Here is a 23,868-nt window from a genome sequence, read left to right on the forward strand (position 1 = left end):
GGCTCATTCACCCTCGATATACTCCAATTGGACGCTTACACCCGGGATGGCCTGCTCCACGGCTTCGACCCCAGCTGCGGTCACCGCAGTTCGTGTGACCTTGAGATCTTTCAAGTTGGTTAGAGGATGGAGAGCATCGAGTCCGGCATCCGAGACACTCGTAGATCCCAAGTGCAGGAATTTGAGCTTCGTCATTCCAGACAGGTAGGCCACACCCGCATCACTCAGACGGGTGTTGTCAAGATTGAGCCATTCCAGGTTGTTCAGATTCGCCAGGTGTGCGATGCCTTCGTCCGTCAAAGCCACGCGCCACAGATTGAGTCGCTTGAGAGTGGTCATCTTGCCAACACTACTCATGGAAGCATCGTCCAACTGACTGCATTCGCTGATATCGAGATCTTCCAGAGGAAGTTTCTCTAGCAACTTTAGCCCCTCAGAAGAGATGGAAGACTGTGCCAAACGGGCTTTCTTCAGGCCGGTCAATCCCGCAATGAACTCAAGCGAAGTATCGTCGACAAGCGTTTTGGCGAGGTACAGTTCGCTCAATTGTTCGGGCTTGGCTAAATGGGCCAAGCCATCTTCACTCACCCACAAGTAGTCCGCAGAGAGAACTTTTAGTTGCGGCATGTTCTTAAGAACCGCCAGGCCATCGTCATCAACGCTGGTCGCCCCCGATTTGCCATTCAGACGTAGGGACCGAAGAAGGGGCATTTCTGCAGCAATCGCAGCAAGTTGGTCGTTGTCGAGGGAACAATCTCTCAGGTCTAAGTGTTCCAACGTCTTCAATTTTCCTAGTTGCTTCCAGCCCTGGAGGGTCATCTTGGACTGATTCAAGGTCAACTTCTTGACACTTGAGAGTTGAGCCAGCGTCTCTGCCATGGCATCGTCTACTTCGATTCCCAGGCAATTGACGGCAGCCACCTCTGCGTTCTTGGTGCGTTCGAGCTTCAATCCCATGCCTTCCAGCTTTTCTGCCACGGCTGCGTCCGCTGGGGGAGTGGCGGAGGGAGTCGTTTCAGCTGACGGCGCCGTCGAGTCCGAAGGAGTTTGGTCAGATGCCTTTTTCCCGTTGCAACCGGTCAGCAGTACAGCCATGACGACCAAACCAGAACCGAGCAACGACCGGTGGAGGACTGCTTTTGCAAAACGCGACGCGGAAGCAGCGGTCGTGAACCTGTCCGTTGCCTGGGGCAGTAGAAGCTGAATCGTCGTAGATTTATTATTCATAGTTGGTTTGCTAAATGCGGAATGTGGAGAGAGGGCAGGGGGACGCCATTCAAGCTCCCAACAGGAGGCGTTGGAAGGCTGAAGTGCGTTGGCCATTGATGAGGTAACTGGACGTTGAGGGCCAAACGCCTAAAAGCGATCCCATGGAGCGCCCGAAACACCGATTATTGTAGTGGAATTCCTCTTTATTGGGCAGACTTAAGGGGCGGTGTGGAAACATGGTTTCGCCTTGACCGGTCAGCCGTTACATTAAAGCGGAACACCCGGCGATAGTCGGAAATACAGGACGAAAGTCTCTCTTTAACTTTTCGGTAGTGAGTAGATCGCGTGACGAAGACATTGAATGTAGCCATGATTGGACTGGGGTTTGGTGCCGAATTCATTCCAATTTATCACAGTCATCCCAGTACCAATGTCATAGCCCTCTGCCGCCGGAACGAGTCGGAACTTAACAAATCCGCAGACTCCTTTGGCATCGAACGTCGCTATACCGAGTTTGATAAGGTGCTGGCAGATCCTGATGTCGATTTCGTACACATTAACAGCCCCATCAATGATCATGCCTGGATGTCGTTGAAAGCCCTCGATGCGGGCAAGCATGTGATGTGCACCGTACCGATGGCTACGACGCTGGACGAGTGCCGACAAATCGTGGAAAAGGTGCAGGCGACTGGGCTGAAGTACATGATGGCAGAAACGGTGGTCTACAGCCGCGAGTTTCTGTTCATTAAAGACATGTATGAGAAGGGAGAATTGGGCAAGATCCAACATTTGGCCGCGTCGCACCCACAGGACATGGATGGCTGGCCCGATTACTGGCAAAAAATGATTCCCATGCACTATGCGACGCACGTCGTGAGCCCCTGCCTAGGCTTGGTCAACGGTTTGGCCGAATATGTCAGCTGTTTTGGGTCGGGCAGTGTCCGCGAAGATATTGCCGAGAAGTCCGGCAACAAGTTTGCTGTTGAGTCTTGCCATATCAAGATCAAGGACCAAGACTTAACGGCGCATATTTGGCGTTTCCTATATGATGTTGCCCGTCAATACCGAGAGAGTTTTGACGTTTACGGCACGAAGAAGAGTTTCGAATGGACGCTCATCGAAAACGAACCCCATGTCTTGCACACCGCCAAGAAGCCCGAGAACGAGATAGCTGAGAAAATCGAAGTTCCCGACTTTGCACACCTGCTCCCACCTGAGATTCGCAAGTTTACGTTGCCCCAAGAAATTCACAACGCGGAGCACCTGTCCTTCGTGCAAGGTGGCGGTCACGGGGGCTCGCACCCGCACTTGGTGAACGAATTCACCAATGCCTTGCTGGAGGATCGCGATCCCTTCCCCAATGCCGTAACCAGTGCCAATTGGACCTGCGTCGGTATCTGTGCGCATCAATCGGCACTTAAGGGCGGCGAGATCGTTCGCCTCCCTGAATTCACCCTGGGCTAGCGGACGAAGAACGCTACCGGAGAGTACCCAACGAGCGGCAGGACGTTATCTGGTCTTGTCAGCTCAGAGGTTCTCCTCCTCAGCCCGGCTGTTTCCCAAGCCCCGCGAGCTAGTTGTGGAGGGCTCCTGTGCCTCGCTCATCGGTTGCGAGAAGCATATCAGCATGCCGCTAGCGACGGGGGACGCTCGAGTCCCACGCCGCCTGCGCTGATGGGGTGATGGCTTAGTGGAGGCCGTATCTCCAGATTTCTAATTAGCGTCCGGTGTCCACTGCCCCATACGTCGCTCCAGAATGCTCAACGGCAAGCCGCCGTTGCGCAGGACTTCGTCGTGAAAAGCAGCTAGTGAAAACTGCTCGCCTAAACGCGCCTTCGTCTCGCGCCGCAACTGGCTGATCTTGAGTTGCCCGATTTTGTAACTCAGCGCCTGCGCGGTGAAAGCCATATAACGCTCAATTTCGGCTACCGCTCCCGCCTCATCGATCGATTCATGGGCCATCATGTACTCGATGGCCTGCTCGCGAGTCCAGCCTTTCCAGTGCAAGCCAACATCCACTACGAGGCGAATCGCACGATGCATTTCGTCTCCCAACGCGCCCAGCTTCTGGCGCGGATCGGTGTACATTCCCAGTTCCTCGCCAATCGACTCGCAGTAGAGCGCCCAGCCTTCTCCATACGCGCCATACCACAGAAAACGAGCGAATTGGGGGAGCTTGGGGTTCTCTTGTTGCAACGAAATTTGGTAGTGGTGTCCCGGCAGTGCCTCGTGGAGGAAGAGGGATTCCATCCCGCCAGTGATGTTAAACTCCTGGGCATCTGGAATGGGGACGTAGAAAATTCCGGGGCGTGTGCCATCTGCCGAACCTGGCATGTACTCGGCGCTAGCCGTCTTTTCGCGAAACGATTCCGTCCGCCTAATTTCAAAAGGTGTGCGAGGTGTATTGGAGAAAAATCTTGGCAACTGAGGTTCTAGTTTCGCCTGCATTCCGCCAAAGAAAGCCAAAACCTCATCGGCAGATTCAAACGGTTTAAACTGCGGATCTGTGCGGAGATATTCGAAGAACTCCGGTAGGGAACCATCGAATTGCATCTGCTGACGGATCTGCTGCATCTCCTCGGTAATGCGTGCCACCTCCCTCTCTCCCAGGGCAAATATTTCGTCGGGCGTCAAATGAGTGGTGGTCCAATACCCCGCCCAATATTGGTAGATTTCTTGACCTCGCTCAAGGGCGGACACACCCGACGTGTGGCGTGCACTGGGTAAATACTCGTCCCTCAAGAACTCGCCCATCTGGCGATAGGCCGGCAGGACTAAGTTTGCAATTGCCTTACGGTAGGCGTTGGTCAAGCGGTTTTTATCGGCACTTGAGAATTCGGCCGGCAGGTTGTCGATGGGTTGATAGAACAGACTCTGAGTCACATCTTCGTTGACGATCGTTTCGTCCAACAGCTGTGTTATCATGCGCTCGACCAGGATGGCTGGTAGCACAAAGTCATCCTGCATGCCTTCCCGAAAGCGTTCAATGGCCACTTTGGACCACACGCTAAAACGTTCCATGCGTTGCAGCCAATTATCATAATCTCGCACGGTCTTAAAGGGCTGGCTGCTGCTGCCGCTTCCCAGTTGTGCGAAAAACAGCGGCAGGCCCTCGAATTGATTGAAGGGAATGCGTTCAAAGCCAAACTGGAGGCCGGCCAGACGCGTAACTAACTCGTATTCGAGCACCTCGGCCATTAACTGTTGGGTAGGGCTGGCTTGGGGGCGGTCCAGGGCTCGTAAGCGGTCTAAGGTTTGCTGATAGAAATGTTGCTTCTTTGCAACAAACTCCGTTGATATATCGATTTGAAGTTGATCGTTGTAGCGAGCGTCGCCAAAGTTGGTCGCTTCCAATGGGAAGAGAATGAGGTATTGCTCATGGTAGTTCTCAAATAGCTGGTCGAAGGCGCTATCAGCGGTTTGTCCGTTAACCTGCGTTGAGCAGAGGACGCACAAGGTGGATGCCAGGATCCATACTTTTCCATACTGCAGTGCTACGCGGTGTAGTGCGGCCCTTCCTCGATGGTTGGAGACCCTACGGGCTGTCGCTTGCCGTGCTAGATGCATCTTTGTGCCTCGATTGGTATGATTCTGGATTCTTAAATGCCTTTCTACCTAAGTTAGCGAAACAGGCGCCTCATGGAAACGACCAGCTCACGAAACCAACGCCTATTCGACACCGAAAGACCTGTGGCGGTGGTAACTGGCAGCGGAGCACCACGGGTCGGTAGGAGCATTGCCGAGCGTTTATTGGAGGAGCAGTTTCGCGTGGTTTTCCATGCACACCATTCGCTCCCAGCGGCGCGAGGTGCAGTGCTGGCGGCGCAGCGACGGGGGCAGAACGCGTCGTTGGTTACTGGCGCCGTCGAAGATCAGACAACGGTCGAGGGCTGGGTCAAGCAAGTCTATGCGGAGTACGGTCGATGCGACTTGCTGGTCAACTCCGCCGCAATTTGGGATCCACAGCCTCTGGAGACGACGACGAGTCAAGATTTTGAACGCTACTTTCGCGTCAATGCGCTAGGAACTGCACTCACATGCCAGCATTTTGGTCTGGCGATGTGCGCACAGCCAAGTGGAGGTTCCATTATCAACATCGGGGACTGGGCAGTGAGTCGTCCCTATCGAGATTTTGCAGCCTACTTTCCCAGCAAGGCCGCAGTTACATCGATCACCGATTCGATGGCCATAGAATTGGCCACGCGCAATCCACGCGTGCGCGTGAATGCGGTACTGCCTGGCCCGGTGCAATTGGCTGAGGACATTTCCCCGGAGCATCGCGAATTGGTTCGGCGTGAATGCCTGTTGCAGCGTGAGGGGACCGCTGCCGATGTGGCCCATGCCGTTCTGTTTTTAGCCACCAGTCCGTTTGTCACCGGTGTCAAGTTGCCGGTGGACGGTGGGCGTAGTATCTATGCGGGGCCCTCTGCAGACCCCCATGCTCATCCCAGCGCATCGCTCGGCAACTACCGAACCGAAGGTCTAGAAACTTCGTCTTAGGACGAGCAGGGTGCGGTCGATTTCGTGGTTGCGTTCGGCATCCAGCAACGGCAGCATTCGAGCTAGATGATCTGCGATATCTTCGACCGGATCATCCGCCATGCCGCGTACGGTACTGAGCAAGTCCTCTTGAGTGAACCCGCCCCGGACAAGTCCACTGACGACATCTTCGGAAACCAACAACAGCAACTCTCCAGCTTCCAACATCAGCTCTTGGTTCTTGAACGTGGTGTCTGGCTGTGCAGCCAGATGCGTTGGAGTACCGTCGAGTCGGCGAAACCCGTAGCTCGAGATTGAAAACGCTTGGATCGAACCACTAAGCGCCAGCTGCATGGTCCCGGTTTCCGGCTCGATCTGAAGATAGCACAGCGAGCTCCGCCAGTCACCGGCGGCGGTGTCCCACAAAATGTCGTTAACGCGACGCAGGACTTGAGCCGGTTTGTGCTTGGAGTTCCAGCAGGTTTCTACCACGGTTTGAACGCTTGTGGCGACCAAGGCACCCGCGGGCCCCTTGGCCACGGCCGAACCTAGTGCGGCGCAAATCTGCTCATAGCGGTTCAGCGTCCAGGTGTGGAAATTGCCCCCTAAGGATTGTCCCTGGAACGTCCAACCGGCGAGCTGGTAATCGTCGTGGAGCTGTTGGGCAACTGGCAATCGGGCGGATTGGATCAGTCCGGCGGCATCCAATTGTCGATCGAGTCCACGGTTTCTGAGGACTTCGTCGGCCAAAACACTGCGTTCGATATCGACCAATATTTTGTCAGCGGCAGCCTTCACCACATCGATATCGCCAGCATTGAAATCGCGAACATGGTCACTCCACAACCAGATCGTACCGTGAGGCATAGTAGGCGATCCCACGGGAACACAGATGGCCGCAGCATAGGCTTCTGGGCAATTCCACTCCGGAGCCAACGCGATGTTCTCCAAGAGCACTGCATTGCCCATCAGGGCTTCCAAGTCAGCCAGGGAGCCACGCAGTTCTCGCGGAGGCTTGGAGAGGGAGCCGCTGGCCATCCCCCAACTGCTTCGCATCTTCAGTTGACTGGTGGTGTCGTCCAAGAGATATAGTGCGGCAGCATCACTGCCCGTCTTCAATGCGGCCCGGTGGAGCGACTCCTGCAATCGACTAGCCAGCAACTCGGCTTCATCCTTGCGAATGCTGACTCCCAACGACTTGGAGAGTTGTGCCTCCTGGGCCGCAATCGTCTTTTCGGCTCGGTCGATCCCCTGGACCATTGCATCAATCTGCTCAAGCAGGTTCCAAGCCGATTCTTCGCTCGTGACGGAAAGGTCATCGAAGTTCTCTGCATCTAACATGCCGTCCATCGGAGCCGTGCTGACCAAGTGGACTCGCATTCGCAGCGGCCGCACCGGTGGATCGCGATCCAAGTCATTTACCGGATGATGAGGCGTTCCGGCCAAGGGGCGAACAGCCCAACCAGTTGCATCCGCAAAAGAATGCATGAGGTTTTCAAGATCAAATTCCGGCTGTTTGGTCGAACCGGTTTGTCGGTCTTCGACATGTATCTTCAAATGTGCAGGGAGCTTCCTAGCCACCGTGGTATTCCTTACTGGATGTTCATCGATTGAAGCTGAAGCGAATGCACTTCGCAAGACGCCATGAATGGGCGATTTATATGAACCTGTGCTTACCGCGACCTTTAGGGGGAGCCTATTCCGTCCGTCTTTCCAAATTCACATCCATGTGATACACACCGGCTCAATTGCAAACCAGAAAGTCAATTCCGGCAAACGGGAGAGGCCGAGCCAATGTGACTGATCCCCAGTAAGACGAGGTATCGGACCTAGGAAGAGTTTAGCGACTGGCTAAAGCGGGAGAGGTGCGAAGAGTCTTTCCATTGCCTGTCGAACGTATCGATTTCGACGGCTAGGCCTACTCGGTCTATAAAGTGGGCCACGTTGCTAAGCCATTACCCTACGTCTACGAGTGCCAGCGACGCTGTTGAGGCTGGCGGACTTGGCGGAGTGTAACCGGTTGTAGCATATCTAGTGGTTGCTCCAGTGGCGATTCGTAGTCGTTGCGATGGCCATCCGACTCCGGGGAATCCAGGTAGAGTCGGCTGCCAATGCTGGATCGAGGAACTCCAAAACTATCGAACAAGGTGGAGGGTAACATCTTGAGAACCGCCTTGGAGAGCTGTTCGTTCAACCGCCCACATCCACTGCGGCTGTCCACAAACCCTGGCAACCCATGCTTCAGTCCTGCGGAAATACTTACCGCGTGAGTTAGAACGGTCACGGGATGTTCTCGCAGCCCTTGCAGTTGGGATTGCGCATAGGCTGTAGCCGAGGATGCGAAGCAATATTCACCAAGCCTACTGAGGGGTGGCAAGGATGCTAACAAGTCGTCGGTTAAGGATTCCATGCGGACCCGCAGTCGATTAAGCCGCACTGCGTTCTCCACCGACAACCCGTGACCAAAAACGATGAGGTGCAAGCAGCGTTGCCGCGCCTCTTGATGGGAGGCTAGAGTGTTCTTGGCCAGCGCCGAGAAATCTGCATTCAGTTCCCGGTGCTCAAGCAAAGCAGCCACATACGCCACACATCTTGCGAGTGGTTCCGCCAGCAGGATCTCCTGGAGAATCGGATAGATCTCGCGCCAGCGTTGGATGCGCGCAGAGGTGCCTGCCTGCTGGATGGCAGTTCGATGACGTGCCAAGCGGCCGCTCCACTCTTCGTGGCGAAATTTCGCCGCCAACCAGTATGAATTGATAGCTTCGCTGGCTGGCACACATCGATAGCCCAGCAGGCTATGGGAATGTTGGACGAAGGTGTTGGCCAGGCTCGACAGGTTGAATGCGTGCATCAGAGGATCGCGTGGCAAGGAGTTTGAGGCGCAGGATCGCTAAGGTTGCGGCGTAACCAAACCGAGAGCGTGGCGAAATTCTTCCGCCTCTCAACAAGTCTGGGGCCAAGAAATCCTCAATTGCAATCACTGCGCCTCCGCCGCGGTTGCCGTACGTTGGCCTGCGAAGGTAGCTGCCCTAACATGATTGTCTCCATGGATTTACGGTAATTGATTGCTCGTCAAAGAAGCGATGCATTGCAGAGGGCTCCCCGCGAATGATGCGTTTTGTAAGCATGCATGTTGCTCTAATCCGACACCGTCCGTGCCTGGCATGGGGCTACCAATTGCAACCCTGCAGGGCGATGTGTTGTTTTCAGAGAGCTTGCAGGGGCAACACGAGAAGAGCATCTCCAGTCCCGATGGCAGGCAATCTTTGATGCCTTGCTCACGGGGTGGGGCTACTTCGACCTCCATGAAGCAGCAGAGGACCTAGATCAAGCTGGCGGTGCTCACGCCCTGAGAGATGCTCTAGCAATCCCGCTAGCCAGCTTAGGCACGAGCTGTGATCGTTGGGACGGCGATTTCTGAGACAATCTCTTCCAAAACCTGCTCCGCGGTAATTCTTCGCAAACGGCTTTCAGGTTTGAGCAACAGGCGATGACCAACGACGGCTCCCACGAGTTTCTTGATGTCGTCGGGGGTTACATAGCTACGCCCCAGTATCGCGGCCATTGCCTGACCACTGCGGTAGAGCGCAATCGACGCTCTGGGGCTCGCCCCTAATGCCAGTGCCTCGTGATGTCGGGAATCGTGCACGATTTGAAGCAGGTACTGTTGCACTTTAGGATCCACATAAATCTCTCGGACCTGAGCTTGTGCCGCGACCAATTCATCAGCCTGAGCGACGGCTTGCAATCCATCGATCGGGTGCGAATGTTGCAACAATGCTAACATCCGCAACTCTTCCTCCTGCGTGGGGTACCCTAAGGAAAACTTCATAAGGAAGCGATCCAATTGCGCCTCAGGTAGGGGAAATGTTCCTTCGTGGTCTACAGGGTTTTGAGTGGCAATGACCAAGAAAGGGGGCGGCAATACATGAGTAACACCATCGACGCTTACCCGACTCTCCGCCATGGCTTCCAGCAGAGCGGCCTGGCTTCGGGGAGTTGCCCGGTTGATCTCGTCCGCCAATAGAATTTGTGTGAATACCGGGCCTGGTCGAAATTCGAATTGGACCTCTTTAGGATTGAACACCGATGCACCGGTAATGTCGGTGGGGAGTAGATCGGGGGTACACTGGATGCGTTTGAAGCTAGCTCCGACGCTGATGGCGAGGGCCCGGGCCAGCATCGTCTTGGCAACTCCGGGAACATCTTCCAGCAGTAGGTGCCCGCCAGAGAGCCAGGCTACCAGCGAAAGGACCAATTGCTTTCGCTTTCCCACAATGGCTTTTTCGACGTTGCCAATGATGCGTTTGGACAATTCGTTGACGTTCGTCATCAGGTACCTCTACCAAAACCGCACTGAATATTGTTGCGCAAAGACTAGCAAGCCGACGATCGCCGCAAAGATACTGGCGATGAGAACTGCGCCGCTGGCGATGTCTAGGCTGCGGCCAACGTGTTCATTGTGCTCCTTGCACAGCCCTTTGGCCAGCGATTCCACTGCGGAATTCATCAGCTCCAGAGAGAGCACTAGTGCCATGCAGAGTAGCAAGACGCACCATTGCCAAATCTGGCATTCCAACAAGATTGCTAAGGCCACCACCGCTAGGGAGACGGCTAGGTGCACCGCAAAGCTGCTTTGCCCCAGCATTCCAGCCGGGAGCCCCTTGGCGGCGTTTCGAAACTTGGCAATCCAGTGTTCCACCGAGAGCGGTTCCCTTGCGATTAAAATTCGGCAGAACCAGGGGTGCGCGGGAAGGGAATGCAATCTCGAATATTGGTCATGCCGGTCACCCACTGCACCAGCCTCTCAAAGCCGAGGCCAAATCCGCTGTGGGGTACGGAGCCGTATTTCCGTAGATCTACGTACCACCAGTACTCCTCTTGCGACAAACCAAGCTGTTGCATGCGTTCCAACAAGATATCTAAGCGTTCTTCTCGTTGGCTCCCACCGATGATTTCACCCACTTGGGGCACCAAGACATCCATGGCTGCCACGGTGCGATCGTCCTCATTGCAACGCATGTAGAAAGGCTTGATTGACTTGGGATAGTCATGCAAGATTAACGGACCCTGCACATGCTTTTCCGTTAGGTAGCGTTCGTGCTCGGCCTGCAAATCGGCTCCCCAGTCGATAGCATACTCGAATTTTTCACCCGAGTTTTTGAGGATGTCGACCGCTTCGGTATAGCTCATGTGCTGGAATGGTTTTTCCTTCACCGTGGTGAGGGCAGCCAAAACGCCGGGTTGAATGCGTTCGTCGAAAAACTTCATGTCCTCTGCACATTTCGACAGTACATCCGTCAGCAGGCGTTTGATGAAACGCTCCGCCAACGCCATATTGTCCGACAGATCGAAAAATGCGGCTTCGGGTTCGATCATCCAAAATTCCGACAAGTGTCGGCTGGTATGACTGTTCTCAGCACGGAACGTAGGCCCAAACGTATAGCAACGCCCGAGGGACGTGGCGTAGATTTCGCCTTCTAGCTGACCGGATACGGTCAGGTACGACGCCTTGCCGAAGAAATCTTTGGCGAAGTCGACTTTGCCATCCTTCAGCGGCACCTGATCGAGTGGCAGCGTGGTGACGCGAAACATTTGGCCCGCGCCCTCGCAGTCGCTGGCGGTGATAATCGGCGTATTTACGTAGTAGAAACGCTCTTCCTGAAAGAACTGGTGGATGCTGTAGGCTAGGCAATTGCGAACTCTAGCCACTGCCCCAAAAGCATTAGTGCGTGGACGGAGGTGGGCCCATTCACGCAGTTTTTCGAAGGAATGCCGCTTTTTTTGAAGCGGAAAGTCACTTGGGGCGTCCCCCAGCAACCGCACGCTTGTGGCTGCGAGTTCGGTTGCCTGTCCCTGCCCTTGGCTGGCTTGAAGCACCCCTTGCGCGACGATGGAACTACCGACGGACAAAGAGGTGATTTCGGTTTGGTAGTTTTCGAGTGCAGCGTCCGCCACAATCTGCAGGTTGGAGAGGCAGCTGCCATCGTTGACTTCGATGAAGCTAAATCCTCCCTTACTATCGCGGCGGGTGCGTACCCACCCGCGAATTTCAATCTCTTGTCCAACGGCTTCGCCCGAGCGAGCTTCAACCACCGACATCCATCGACTCGCGTTGGATCCACTCGACGTCATATTCATTCACTTTGAACAAGAGAAGTTGCAGGAAATCGTTCCATGAAAACCGAGAGCGCCAGCTGGCTAATGTCCCGCTTCCGCCAGATAACGCTCGGCGTCTAACGCAGCCATGCAACCGGTTCCAGCCGACGTAATGGCTTGCCGGTAGTAGTCATCCGCCACGTCTCCAGCCGCGAAGACTCCGGCTACACTCGTGTTCGTGCGGAACGGCTTGGCCCATTGAATATAGCCCTGCTTATTCATTTCCAATTTCCCACGCAAGAAATCGGTGTTGGGGGTATGTCCAATCGCGACGAACATACCTCCTACGGTCAGTTCGCTGGTCGTATTGTCCTGAGTGTTCTTCAGTCGCACACCGGTGACTTTTTGGCCATCTCCCAAAACTTCCTCGACGGTGCTGTTCCAAACCAATTCAATATTGGGATGGTTCATAGCGCGGTCCTGCATAACCTTCGAAGCTCGCAACTCATCGCGGCGGTGAATGAGGTAGATTCGGTCGGCACCGTCCAAGTTTGCCAGATAACTCGCTTCTTCAACGGCAGTGTCTCCCCCGCCAATGACGGCCAATGGCTTGCGGCGGTAGGTCGGCAATGCACCGTCGCAAACAGCACACGCGCTCACTCCGCGATTTTTATAATTCTCTTCGGATTCGAGTCCTAAGTAATTGGCACGCGCACCGGTAGCAATAATGACAGTGCGGGCTTCAATCGGCTCTCCATTCGCGGGGGTGACTCGCAGGATGTCGCCGGAGAAGTCGACATCCACGATATCGTCGCCGACGACGCGCGTGCCGAAATTCAGAGCCTGCTGCTTCATCAGCTCCATCAGCTCGATTCCCTGTACCGCATAGTGCGGTTGGCCATCCTTCTCATGCCCAGCTGGCGCGGGGGGCAAATTGTAGTGGCGATCGGAATCCACGGCACTTTCTACGAAGGCGCGAATGTTCCCGGCTGGAAAGCCGGCATAGTTTTCAACTTCGGTGGTAAACGCCAACTGTCCCAGCGGGATCATCTCAGGTTTGGCAGTTCCTTCAAACAACAACGGTTTGAGATTGGCCCGAGCCGCATAGATGGCAGCAGACCAGCCAGCAGGTCCACTACCGATAATGACCGTTCGTTCAATCTCACTCATGGTGCTTTAGTTCCCTGGGATCAAAAGTGGTTTGATGCGATGTTTCGTTAAGGAATCGTAGGCCACTGCTCAACGCACGACAACCGAGGTTCTCCGCGGAGCACCGGCCTCTCGACTTCTGGAAGCCCTGGATTATAGGCTTGAATGCTGACACTTCCCAGACGTCTGAAGCACTAGGGAATACCGAGCCACGGCCGGATAAACCACATGGTCAAAAGTGTTACCAATAGGATGGCAATAAGATTGAGTAGGAAGCCCGCGCGGACCATCTGCGGAACCGAGATCGCCCCGGAACCAAACACAATGGCATTCGGAGGCGTTGCTACTGGCAACATGAACGCGCAACTGGCGGCCACGGTTGCTGGCACAATCAAGAGATAGGGATGGACTCCCAGGCCGGGCGCCAGAGCGGCCAAGACCGGTACCAGCGAAGCCGTGGTGGCCGCGTTGGAAGTTAACTCGGTCATAAAGACAATGACCGTGGTGACGATCAATACCAATAGGATCGGAGAGAGTGTGCCGAACTGATTCGCTTGACTGCCAATGAATTCTGCCACCCCATTGGCTTGAATAGCGGCGGCCAAGCTCAGGCCACCACCAAACAGGAACAGGATGCCCCATGGCATGCGTTCCGCACTCTTCCAATCCATCGTGAAGATGCGTTTCTGAACGTTGACCGGCACGAGAAACAAGAGGAAGGCGCCCAGCATTGCAATGCCAGTATCGGTCAGGTTTGCAAGTGGCTTCAAGGTGTTGGAGTCGACCGTCACGGTGATGTCGGTTAGGAGCGGCCGCAACATCCACAGCAGGATCACGAAACTAAAAACACAGAGGGTGTTCCATTCTCCCCGCCGCACCTTCCCTAGCTCCGCTAATTCTTGATCAATCAGGGCTTTGCCCCCCTGCATGGCCACCTTGCCGATCGGGAACAAAACTCGCGTTAACATGAGGAACATGATGGGCAGGAAGACGATTGCAAAGGGAACGCCGATCGGTAGCCAACCCACAAAGCTGATGTCTTGACGGTACGCTGTGGCGATCTTGTCGCGCAGGAAGCCGACCAAGAATGCATTGGTGGGGGTGCCGATAATGGTCATGACTCCTCCCACCGATGCCGAGTAGGCAATCGCAAGTAGCAAACAGGTTCCAAAGTGCTCTCCACCGCGACCTTCCGCTTGGCCAGGTGACGTTTGAGGTTTCACCAAAGCAATGACACTGAGGGCGATGGGCAGCATCATGGCGGTAGTCGCCGTATTGGAGACAAAGGCGCTGAGGACGGCGGTCACCAACATAAATCCCGCAATCATGCTGGGGGCCGAGGTTCCCACAATCTTCAACGTATGCAAGGCAATGCGTTTGCCCAACCCCCATCGCTCCATTGAGATAGCGAGCACGAAACCGCCAAAGTACAGAAAGACCAGCGGATCCGCGAATGGGAAGCAGGCGTCCCGAATCGACGCGATTCCGAGGAGTGGAAAGAGCACCATCGGCAAGAGTGCGGTGACACTAATGTGGAGCGCTTCGGTGAGCCACCACACGCCCATCCAGACCATGGCGGCCAACGTGGCTCTGCCCGCCCAGGAGAACGTCACCGTCTTAAGTGAGGGCGGCACTTGTTGGACAGCGCCCGACTCCATTGCGGGCTCGCCGAACTCCGCTGGTGAGACGACGGTCTCAAACGTCTCGGGCAAAGCGTATAAGCATATTACGCACAGAATCGGACCCAGGAACAAGCCAATCCACTGCAGTGTTCCCCCCGAAGCTGTTTCATCCGCGGGTGCTTGACTCTGCATTGGGCTGCCTTCAATCTTTTTGCAATTTGTCGCTATGCTCTAAATCCAGTGGTTGGCCACGTAGCCACGCACGTCCTTTTCGCCACCAATCGTACACGAAGAAGGTACCTGCTTGGCTCCCCAGCAAAATCTCAAACTGGCTGGAGTCGCGGGCGGTAGAGGCCTGTGCTAACTTGCCCTGTGCGGTTCGCAGCGAGCTTGTCAAACGCTGCTGCCACTCACGCTTATCGAGCGGGTCTTCCATTTCCTGGGATGCCACGTGCCAGTCCGAACAGATCGGCTCGGAGAACCAGACCAGCAATTCCGCTTGGCGCTCCTCCCAAAAAGTATACTCGACAGCACCCGCCAGAATCCACACGCGATTCAGCTTCGCGTCGCCAGCTTGTCCCATTGCCGAAACTCGCGAACGCTTGACCATCTTGACCGCTAAATGCGCTAAACCAGGCATTAGCTCAGCCTCCGTGTCGCGGGCATCGACAAAGCGGCCCTCGGGAGTTACCCACACCGAGGTGCCTGGTTCACGGAGTATTGCTCGGCTGATTCGCAGGAAATCGGCAGCCCCCTCCAGGCTAGATTGGGCAACTGGAAAAAAACCTAGCGAGCCAAAGATGGGGTACTTCTTGAGCGCCTCAGCATCGATGGGCGCGAACATGCGGTAGTCGGCAAGGACGGTTGATGACAAGAAAATCGCGGTCAATGGATCCCACCAAGCCGCATGATTGGCGTAGACGATCACGGAATCCTGAGGTGCCATGGTCAGTCTGGGGCTCCTGTCGACCTGCTCGGCGCCTGCTGCTTCCAGCGGTGGGAGTGTGCCAGCTGATCGCGTTGGCTGGGAGTGGCTCGGAACTCCAGCCTTTGCCCCGCAATTGACATTGCCCAGGGCGGCGCGGTTGATAGCGACACTATGAAAGTGCCGCCGTAGATACTTGCGCACAAACCAAACGAACCAACCCAAAAAGAACGCACGAATACGCGGGATCTTGACCTTTTGGGCGGTTTTCAATGTCATGGTGATTGCGCTACTACCATCGTCGCTTGGCAGTCACAGCCCCAAGTCGCAGAACCCATTGTCTTGCAGCCGACACAAAAGTCGCGTCAATTCCATGGTGTTGTTCAATCCGAAGGCTTTCAGGATACCCACTCGGCGATTGTCGATCGTTTTGTCGGTAACGCCAAATTTTTCGGCAATCGCTTTGGTCTTCTCGCCATGGGCAAACATTGCCGCACATTTGCGATCACGCTCGTCAAGCTGCGTGAAAATATGCCAGCTTCTGGACAGGCTCAAGACTCGTTTACTTGGCTCTTGTTCGGCCACTTCCAGGATTTCAGTTACTCCCAAAATGGCGAGTTTGGGGTGCCCGATGCCCAGCAAGGAGAACTTGACCGTCTGGAGCAGGACAATCTGCCCATTGGAATCTCTGCCCGGATTCTGGAATTGGACAAAAGCGCAGCCATTGGTGATCAACCGATCTGAATGTTCCGAGACTGGGACCACCGTCTCATCTAAGAATGTTTTCGAATAGCGCCCAGTTGAAGTCGCACCGCTTCCGAACACACGGTCGTGGTTCGAGTTGGTGAACAATATCTGACCGTCTGCTGACTTAATATAGACGCAGTTCTGACTTGGCTCGATCACCGAACGCAGGTCCGACAGCGACGTAACCGCAGAAGCAATGGCTCGAACCAGTTGGACTCCCTCGTCTGCCAGAGAACTTCCGGGCTGCGGAGGGCCATCTAGGACCGCCACCTTGTCAACATTACCAACCAATCTAATCACCTTCGCTTTAACGCGGACTGATATCATCTGGAGAGGCGAAGCGAAGAAAAAGAGGGAGCGGCGGTGGATTTCACCGCCAACTCCTCTCTGAACTCAGGGGCAGCGAGTTCTAAGCTACACACATTTTGGATGAAGAGGTGTAACCTAAAACTAGTCTTCGACATAATGCCCTGTCTAGCAAACACTATTTGCGGGTTTCCGCACGCCGTGAGCGGAATTATAGCCGCCAACCGGATCTATCGTTAGAACCCTTCTAAGTCTCTTTTGGGGCCCCCAACTTCGGTGCTCGATCTTGTCCCAGCACCGTGCACTGAGGCGCTGCATCGCCAGCCGCAACTAGCCCAACTCTCGCCCAAGCCATCCTGTCGGTGCCACGCCGTTTCTTGCTCGCTTTAGGTGTTCCCAGCCTAATGCATTGCAAAACCTAGCTGAGCGAGGGGGGGCCCCTCGCAAGGGCTGCTAGTTCGCAGTGGGGTCCCATGATCGAGCGATCGGTTTGGCGACACCTATTCCAAGGATAGACTACGCTTGCGCAATAGGCCGTTCCCTGCCACTGCGTTTTTTTGTCGCAAGGGAAAGATTATTGCCCAGAAGGCTGACTCGCCGAAGTCAGCAGAAGTTGCCGCATGTTTTTGACGACGGACGGGTCGTGCTCACGAGCCAATAGGTCTCGCACGCGTCTGAGCACTTCGCGATCTACCATCGAACTGAGCAGTGCCACGGCTTGACGACGTACTTCCACTTCTCCGGCCTCCGCCATCCATAGCAACCAAGTCCGCGGATCAAGATCGGTGCGTCGCGAAAGTTCCAGGGTGAGCTCCAGTCGACGTTCGGCAGTGCAAGTGGCCAGCTCGGAGGCCAATTCGATATGCTCGTCGCGCATGCCTTTGGCTCGCAGGGCCAAGGTTGCAGTCTGCGCGACCCGCGGTTGAGTACTGCCTAGCAGTCGCACCAAGGCGTCGTAGTCCAAGTCCTGAATGTAGCTCAATTGCGATTCGTCGCTGGCGAGCGGCGAGCTACTGTACGACGCACTGTACTGGCCTGGGGACGAGGCCTCTGTGGCGATTGTCTGGGAAGGTTGAGTCGCGACTAGCTGGCGCATTTCGTTGACGGGCGGGGCATAAGTGCCTGAGTCGGAAAATAGTGACGACGCCTGACGCGGCTGTGTCGGGGAGGCGATCAACTGCACTCTGGCTCCTGGATTACCGGTGGAGCTGTAAAGTGAATCGATGGCTTGAGCTGCGGACGCTGGCGGTTGGGATGTGTCTTCTGTGGGGGCCGCGTCGTCGCTGAAGCGAAATGCGACGTCTTCGCTTCCCTGCTCGTCGATCCGCGCGGATTCGATCTCGGCGGACGTCGTTCGAAGCTCGCTATTTTTAGCATTGGGCTGCAAGGGGGGCGGCACGGTGAAGTTGCTGATTCGGTCGCTCAACCGCTGCACCTCCGCATCTTGGCTTGAGTTTGCCGCTTCTGCCCGCATTAAGGCTGCGGTGCGCTCGGCTTCGAGTATCTGTCCCTGCGAGGCCCTTTGGACAATCGATTCGCAAAGCTCAACCGCTGCCGGTTCTATCCAGTTGGAAGCTTGGATTCGTAACGCAAGCGCGCTGGAGAGCATCAACCCATCGGCAGATGTGGTAGGAGGAAGCGCATCCAGTCGGCTGGCGAGTTGCAGCAAGTACGCGGCAGCACTGGCCGGGTCCGCTTCTGGCAATGTACGGTTTGTGACTTGGAGATCCAACGCGCGATAGGCGGCGCGGGCGACTTCGCGATTCGGATTCTGCAATCCGCGGACAATATCGAGGCTTGCCTCTTTGTCCAGAGCGATCAACCCTTCGAGGGCAATCAACGCCTCTTCTCGCTGAGTGGCATTGGCCAACTGGGCGGCTAAATTCTCCCGCAGAAAGTCGCGACTCAGCCACCAGCCACCCGCTCCAATTGCTAAGCCGATGAGGCACCAAGCTAACCAGTCCTGGGAAAAACGTGAACGGACCGCGGGCGCAGGTTCAGCTTTGAATGTCAGACTGAGCTTTTCAAGCGTGGAACTATCAGACGCCATTGACCAACCTACAAATTTCGCGAGTGCCGAAGCGCTTCGCTTTCCGAACAGGAAAAATCCCGTATCTGGACCTTCTCGCAGAATCTAGAGTTTTCATCAAGATCATTTGCCTTGTAGCCGTACCAGCGTCCCAGCGGGAGGCTGCTCGCAAAAAAATGGATAGGTTAGGCTCGATTGCGGGGGGAGCCCACGGTCCGGGGGACCATGCTACGGGGGTGTATGCTACGGGGGCTAGGCGGCTGTGCTGGAGGATGAGATTCGTTGGCAGGGGGGGCTCTAGGGTTGGGGGACTAGGCTCGCTTGCTAGAATAGCAGCACATGACTTCCGCTGATCGTCAACCACTAGATTCAAGTCCGCAAGAAATGCATGATCGATTACTCAAGGACCAAGTCGTGGTCGTTGGATGTGGTTTAGCCGGCTTGTCTGCCGCTTGCGTTTTAGCGGCGCGTGGACATCGGGTCGTCGTGCTTGAAAAAAACGATTGGTTGGGCGGCAAAGCGGCGGTTCTCGAGCAAGATGGCTTCCGCTTTGACATGGGGCCTACAATCCTGACTTTGCCCAGCGTGCTGCATCGCGTGTTTCAAGAGGCTGGCAAACGGCTCGAAGATTACCTGCACCTCGTCCCCTTGGATCCGCAGTGGCGCTGCTTTTTCGAGGACGGCGGATTGCTCGACCTCCACGCGGACATCGCGACGATGCAGGAGACGCTGAAGACTTTCACCGGTGATTCCCAAGTTGCTGAGGGCTATGGCCGCTTTATGGCCATGTCGCGCCGGTTGCATGATGTTTCGGAACGCTTCTTTTTCTGGAAGAGCGTGGGCGGCATTGGCGATACCCTCGACACCACAGGTATGTTTAGCGCTGCCGTACTCAAGGATGTGCTGTCGTTGCGAATGGGAAGCTCAGTCGCTTCGGTCGTCCGCAGCCATCTAGCTGATCCCCGCACCGCACAGATGGTCGACCATTTCACTCAATATGTAGGCTCGAGCCCCTCTGCGTCTCCTGCTGTTTTGTGTGGAATTGCCCACATGCAAACGCAGGAGGGGATTTGGTATCCGCTGGGAGGAACCCGGGCAATTCCTGATGCGCTGATCAAACTTGCGCAAGAGCTGGGGGTTGAGTTTCGGATGAGCTGCGATGTCGCTCAAATTCGAACGGCAGGAAACAGCGTGGTGGGCGTCGAGCTGACGAGTGGCGAGGCGATTCAAGCTCAGGCCGTTGTTTCCAACTGCGACGCGGTGCGGACTCACCGAGAATTGCTGCGCGAGCATCCGGCACCATCGCGGCTTTCTCGCAAGCGAGATATCGAACCGGCCTGCTCGGGCGTAGTCCTGTACCTTGGCCTGAAAGAACGCTACGAGCACTTGTTACACCACAACTTTGTCTTTTCGCAATCTCCCGATGAAGAATTCGAGTGGATCTACCAGCGTGGCCTGCCGGCTCCTGATCCGACCTGTTACGTATGTGCGCCTGCCGTGTCGGAACCCGCTGTTGCCCCTGACGGGGGCGAAGCCTTGTACGTCTTGGTCCATACGCCATATCTTCGACCCAACCACGATTGGTCCCAATTGCTGCCCGAGTATCGGGAAGTGATTTTGGATAAGCTGGAGCGGACGGCGGGACTCAATGGTTTGCGGCAGCGGATCGTATCTGAACACTCGCTTACCCCAGCCGATATCCACTCACGCTACCGGGTGTTGAACGGCGCGATCTATGGGGTAGCCAGTCATGGCAAATACCTGGGAGCCTTCAAGAGTGCGAATCGCAGCCCCGAACTGAAGGGGCTCTATCTAGCAGGCGGCGCCGCACACCCAGGTCCAGGCATGCCCATGGTTCTCATGAGTGGATGGATCGCCGCAGATGCGCTGGATCAAGATTGCCAGGCTGTGTAGGCAGCTTAGACGCTTGCAGCCAGAGGATTTCCGCTTTCTCCGCTGCTAAGTGTTGGTCTCGCTAGGGATACTACGCAGTGTCGATAGGAGTTGGTCCATCGTTTGGACGCGGTCCTGAGCGTCGGGCTGGACGCACTGCATAATGAGATTCGCCAAACTGCGATTCAAATCTGGCCGCATTCCAAGGATGTCGCGTGGCTTCGATGTGTCATGATTGAGCGCGGCCAACCCGCTCACCTCACCACCCGGCCATGGGAAGTCAAAGGTCATTAGTTGGTAGCAAGAGATACCGAAAGCGAAGATATCCAATCGCTGGTCGGTGGGCCGCCGGCGGACAATTTCGGGAGCCATGTATAGGGGAGTGCCCGTTCGGTTTCCAGGCCGCATGAACGGCTCGGTGGCAGGGACCGTCAAGCCAAAATCGATCAGCTTGATATGCTCGATATCGGTCGAGCAGATGTAATTGCGAGGGCAGATATCGCGGTGGATGAACCCTTTCTTATGGACATATTGCAGCGCCTCAGCCATTTGCCGCATGAGCGACAGTCGATGGTCGGCCAAACGTTCCGTATCCTTATTTTGGATAAGGTTATTCAGCCCAGGGCCGTCAATAAACTCCATGATTAAGTAGGGTTCTTTGTTCGTGGTCAGACCGTACTCAAGAGTCTTGGCAATATTGGGGTGAATCATTTGGGCCGAGATTTCTCCCTCACTCGGCTTGTTCATTCCCCGGAAGCGACTCTCAAAAAAACTGAACTTTTCGAGGTCGCACAGCTTGAGTCCTACCAATTGGTCGGTTTCGCGGTCGCGAGCGGCGTAAAACTTGCTCATCGTACCGCTGACGGCCGTCTTTTTCTTTTCGAAGCGGGCTTCAATGTCAACGCGTTTGTTCGACTTCAGGCTCTCGCCCTTGTTGCCGCCCGATTTGCCAGCGCCGGAGGCCTTGCGGCCGAATCCTAGTTTATCCAGAAATCCCATACGATCTGCTTACTTTCCACAGTAATCGATAGCCCTGGCGATCTCATTCTTCAGCCGGCTACGGTCGACAATTCTGTCAATGTAACCATGTTCCAACAAAAACTCACTAGTTTGGAAGCCGGCTGGTAGTTCGATTTTGATCGTGGCCTTAATCGTCCGCGGGCCCGCGAATCCAATGAGGGCTTTAGGCTCCGCAAACACCAAGTCACCGAGTGACGCAAAACTGGCTGCAACACCTCCCATGGTTGGGTTGGTGAGCACCGAAATGTACAACCCGCCAGCCCCGTGGAAGCGAGATAGCGCGGCGGACACTTTGGCCATCTGCATCAGCGACAGGATTCCTTCGTGCATGCGGGCTCCACCGCCCGAACCACTAATAATGATCACTGGCAACGATTGTGCCGTGGCGCGTTCGACCATTCGCGTGAGTCGCTCTCCGACTACCGATCCCATGCTGCCCATGATAAACGCGGAGTCGGTGACGCCTATAGCGACACGCCTCGCACGAATCATGCCACAGCCGGTGAGGGCTGCGTCACTCAGTCCGGTTCGCTTCTGCTCGTCGACTAACCGGTCTGCATAGCGTTTCTTGTCTGAGAATTGGAGAGGGTCCGTAGACCGCAATTGCTCGTCCCACTCTTGGAACGTACCTTCATCCAAGACCTGCGCGATTCGCATCGCAGCAGGGACATAGAAGTGGTACTCGCACTTGGGGCAGACGTTCTGCAGGCGTTCCGCCGCCTTGCGGTAGATCGTCGCTAAACAGCCGGGGCATTTCTGCCACACTCCATCGGGAACGGGACGCTTGAGTGACTTGCGCCCAGTTTCTGTTAGCGGAGCGATATTCAAATTCGGATCGATTGTGGCCATCATGCACCCACTGGAATACGCTGGAATGGTTACGCGGTCGCCAAGCCTACCACACTCGTGGCTGAACCGTCAGAGACATCCAGCGCCTCGAAGGTACCAAAATCAAGCTCGCACTTCCACATGTCGCCGAGGCTGCCACCGAGGATGGCGTAACGCACGACAGCCGCTAGTGGCTGTGGGACCAAGATCCCGATACGGCCCTTGCGGTGACGCTTTAACAGCTTGGCTACGGTCGCTTCGATGCGTCCCAATGCGCCGTCGATGGTCTCGCCCTGCGGGGGGCAGACGTCCTCCGGGTGATCTTGGAATTGTCGATAGACTTTGGGCTGCAGTCGCTTGACGTCCGCCAACAATTTCCCCTGCCACAGGCCGTGGTCCATGTTGCGTAAACAATCAAGCGTCTTTTGCTTACAGGGGTTCAGTTTACGGATCTCGACCGCCGACTGCTGAGCCGACTCGCACGGGGCGACGTACAAGCAATCCAGGGACACCTCTTCCAGTTCCCGCGCCAAAGCCTCCGCTTGACGATGTCCCTGTTCGCTCAGCGGGATGTCTAATGCCCCCTTAATCCGCCCTTCTTGATCGAAGGTGGTTGAGCCGGGACGTATCAACAGAATTTCTAACATGCAAACTCGCACAAAGAAGAGGAATTACAGTCCTATGGCCGCCGTCAAGCCTTCCAAGGCTTGTCGATAGTCATCCTGTCCAAAAATAGCCGAGCCAACGACAAATAAGGTGGCTCCAGCTGAATAGCAATCTGCAATCGTACCAATGTTGACGCCACCATCTACTTCCAACAGCAAGTCGGGGAAGTTGTGGCGTGCTTGCCTGAGTTTTTCAAGTGCTACTGGGTTGAATTGCTGACCTCCAAAGCCAGCATTCACACTCATTGGTAACAGCAAATCACACAGAGGCAATAACGACTCCACCGACTCGAACGAAGTGGCTGGGTTAATTGCTAGCCCAACTCCCACGCCCAATTGGCGAATCATCTTCAGTACTTCGGACGTATCCTGCTCGATCTCAGCGTGGACAGTCAGTGAGTCAGCACCAGCATCCGCAAATTGGCGGACATACTTGGCTGGCTCGGAAATCATGAGGTGTACGTCAATCGGCAAGCTGGTTAATTTGCGAACCCCTTCAACGATGGGCATTCCATACGTCAGATTGGGCACGAAATGTCCATCCATCACGTCCAAGTGAAATCCCCGTACGCCCGCTTCTTCCAACGAGTGAATCTCGCGCTGCAGATTTCCGAAATCGCACTGCAGCAGGCTGGGGAGGATGATTGCTTGTTCGTCACGAAGCTTTTGCACGGCTTCGGCTTGTCGAGATACGTCCATTCCGCCAATCTTGATCGGACGGCGTAGAAACGCAAGAGGTGTACACGCAATCGCTAGCAATATCCTGATGCTGCCTGGCGGCGGGAACGGGGGATATCCCGTTTTTCGCTCCATTGTGCCCCGTTTTGTGGTGCTTCAGAGCCAATTGTGGGCTTTGCACGATTCGCCCGAATGCGACGGAATTGTCGATTTTCTGGG

Annotated in this window: 19 protein-coding genes; 3 read left to right on the plus strand and 16 right to left on the minus strand. The window is 55.4% G+C overall.

Annotated elements, in window-relative coordinates; all coding sequences use genetic code 11:
• Positions 1–3 precede the first annotated feature (3 nt).
• The gene (locus Q31a_RS10080) at positions 4–1,227 is read right to left on the minus strand and encodes a leucine-rich repeat domain-containing protein (RefSeq protein WP_197356598.1); all 1,224 of its coding nucleotides are present in this window, start codon (positions 1,225–1,227) and stop codon (positions 4–6) included.
• A 351-nt stretch (positions 1,228–1,578) separates the two neighbouring features.
• Here Q31a_RS10080 and Q31a_RS10085 point away from each other — a divergent pair, with 351 nt between their 5' ends.
• Positions 1,579–2,673 (plus strand): Gfo/Idh/MocA family protein, encoded by a 1,095-nt coding sequence (locus tag Q31a_RS10085; RefSeq protein WP_145087083.1) that lies wholly within the window; start codon positions 1,579–1,581, stop codon positions 2,671–2,673.
• A 249-nt stretch (positions 2,674–2,922) separates the two neighbouring features.
• Here Q31a_RS10085 and Q31a_RS10090 read toward each other — a convergent pair whose 3' ends face one another.
• The gene (locus Q31a_RS10090; protein ID WP_145077165.1) at positions 2,923–4,776 is read right to left on the minus strand and encodes a DUF885 domain-containing protein; all 1,854 of its coding nucleotides are present in this window, start codon (positions 4,774–4,776) and stop codon (positions 2,923–2,925) included.
• A 72-nt stretch (positions 4,777–4,848) separates the two neighbouring features.
• On the opposite strand from Q31a_RS10090, the gene Q31a_RS10095 reads away from it, so the two are divergent.
• The gene (locus Q31a_RS10095; protein WP_145077167.1) at positions 4,849–5,709 is read left to right on the plus strand and encodes an SDR family NAD(P)-dependent oxidoreductase; all 861 of its coding nucleotides are present in this window, start codon (positions 4,849–4,851) and stop codon (positions 5,707–5,709) included.
• On the opposite strand, the gene Q31a_RS10100 is transcribed toward Q31a_RS10095, so the two are convergent.
• The 10 genes from Q31a_RS10100 to Q31a_RS10145 all read right to left on the minus strand — a co-directional run bounded on the left by Q31a_RS10100 (position 5,692) and on the right by Q31a_RS10145 (position 18,586).
• Complete coding sequence (locus tag Q31a_RS10100; protein WP_145077169.1) at positions 5,692–7,269, minus strand: PP2C family protein-serine/threonine phosphatase; 1,578 nt, start codon at positions 7,267–7,269, stop codon at positions 5,692–5,694. The genes Q31a_RS10095 and Q31a_RS10100 overlap by 18 nt on opposite strands.
• 385 nt (positions 7,270–7,654) lie before the next feature.
• Positions 7,655–8,539, minus strand: a complete 885-nt coding sequence (locus Q31a_RS10105) for a hypothetical protein (protein ID WP_145077171.1) — start codon at positions 8,537–8,539, stop codon at positions 7,655–7,657.
• Between the two features lie 531 nt (positions 8,540–9,070).
• Positions 9,071–10,021 carry an AAA family ATPase gene (locus tag Q31a_RS10110; RefSeq protein WP_145077173.1) on the minus strand — a complete coding sequence of 317 codons (951 nt, stop codon included), beginning with the start codon at positions 10,019–10,021 and terminating at the stop codon, positions 9,071–9,073.
• A gap of 9 nt (positions 10,022–10,030) precedes the next feature.
• Positions 10,031–10,390 (minus strand): diacylglycerol kinase, encoded by a 360-nt coding sequence (locus Q31a_RS10115; RefSeq protein WP_145077175.1) that lies wholly within the window; start codon positions 10,388–10,390, stop codon positions 10,031–10,033.
• Positions 10,391–10,410: 20 nt separating this feature from the next.
• Positions 10,411–11,790 carry an asparagine--tRNA ligase gene (gene asnS / locus Q31a_RS10120; protein ID WP_145087086.1) on the minus strand — a complete coding sequence of 460 codons (1,380 nt, stop codon included), beginning with the start codon at positions 11,788–11,790 and terminating at the stop codon, positions 10,411–10,413.
• Positions 11,791–11,889: 99 nt separating this feature from the next.
• Complete coding sequence (locus tag Q31a_RS10125) at positions 11,890–12,957, minus strand: NAD(P)/FAD-dependent oxidoreductase (RefSeq protein ID WP_145077177.1); 1,068 nt, start codon at positions 12,955–12,957, stop codon at positions 11,890–11,892.
• Positions 12,958–13,130: 173 nt separating this feature from the next.
• Positions 13,131–14,750: an SLC13 family permease gene (locus tag Q31a_RS10130; RefSeq protein ID WP_145077179.1), complete on the minus strand. Its 1,620-nt coding sequence runs from the start codon at positions 14,748–14,750 to the stop codon at positions 13,131–13,133.
• Between the two features lie 10 nt (positions 14,751–14,760).
• Entirely contained in the window at positions 14,761–15,762 is a 1,002-nt protein-coding gene (locus tag Q31a_RS10135; protein WP_145077181.1) for a lysophospholipid acyltransferase family protein, read from the minus strand.
• A 33-nt stretch (positions 15,763–15,795) separates the two neighbouring features.
• Positions 15,796–16,521 carry a helix-turn-helix transcriptional regulator gene (locus Q31a_RS10140; protein WP_197356600.1) on the minus strand — a complete coding sequence of 242 codons (726 nt, stop codon included), beginning with the start codon at positions 16,519–16,521 and terminating at the stop codon, positions 15,796–15,798.
• A 589-nt stretch (positions 16,522–17,110) separates the two neighbouring features.
• Complete coding sequence (locus Q31a_RS10145; protein WP_145077185.1) at positions 17,111–18,586, minus strand: hypothetical protein; 1,476 nt, start codon at positions 18,584–18,586, stop codon at positions 17,111–17,113.
• A gap of 363 nt (positions 18,587–18,949) precedes the next feature.
• Here Q31a_RS10145 and Q31a_RS10150 point away from each other — a divergent pair, with 363 nt between their 5' ends.
• Positions 18,950–20,479, plus strand: coding sequence for a phytoene desaturase family protein (locus tag Q31a_RS10150; protein WP_145077187.1), 1,530 nt, complete (start codon positions 18,950–18,952; stop codon positions 20,477–20,479).
• Between the two features lie 45 nt (positions 20,480–20,524).
• Here the strand turns inward: Q31a_RS10150 and Q31a_RS10155 are convergent, their stop codons facing one another.
• Genes Q31a_RS10155 through rpe form a run of 4 tightly spaced genes read right to left on the minus strand, consistent with a single transcriptional unit; the run spans position 20,525 to position 23,670 of the window.
• Entirely contained in the window at positions 20,525–21,457 is a 933-nt protein-coding gene (locus tag Q31a_RS10155; protein WP_145077189.1) for a serine/threonine-protein kinase, read from the minus strand.
• 9 nt (positions 21,458–21,466) lie between these two features.
• Positions 21,467–22,330, minus strand: a complete 864-nt coding sequence (gene accD, locus Q31a_RS10160) for an acetyl-CoA carboxylase, carboxyltransferase subunit beta (protein ID WP_197356602.1) — start codon at positions 22,328–22,330, stop codon at positions 21,467–21,469.
• 26 nt (positions 22,331–22,356) lie between these two features.
• Positions 22,357–22,953, minus strand: coding sequence for a histidine phosphatase family protein (locus Q31a_RS10165; protein WP_145077191.1), 597 nt, complete (start codon positions 22,951–22,953; stop codon positions 22,357–22,359).
• Positions 22,954–22,977: 24 nt separating this feature from the next.
• Positions 22,978–23,670 (minus strand): ribulose-phosphate 3-epimerase, encoded by a 693-nt coding sequence (rpe, locus tag Q31a_RS10170; protein WP_145077194.1) that lies wholly within the window; start codon positions 23,668–23,670, stop codon positions 22,978–22,980.
• Positions 23,671–23,868: the final 198 nt, after the last annotated feature.

The sequence above is a fragment of the Aureliella helgolandensis genome (assembly GCF_007752135.1).
Classification (GTDB): domain Bacteria; phylum Planctomycetota; class Planctomycetia; order Pirellulales; family Pirellulaceae; genus Aureliella; species Aureliella helgolandensis.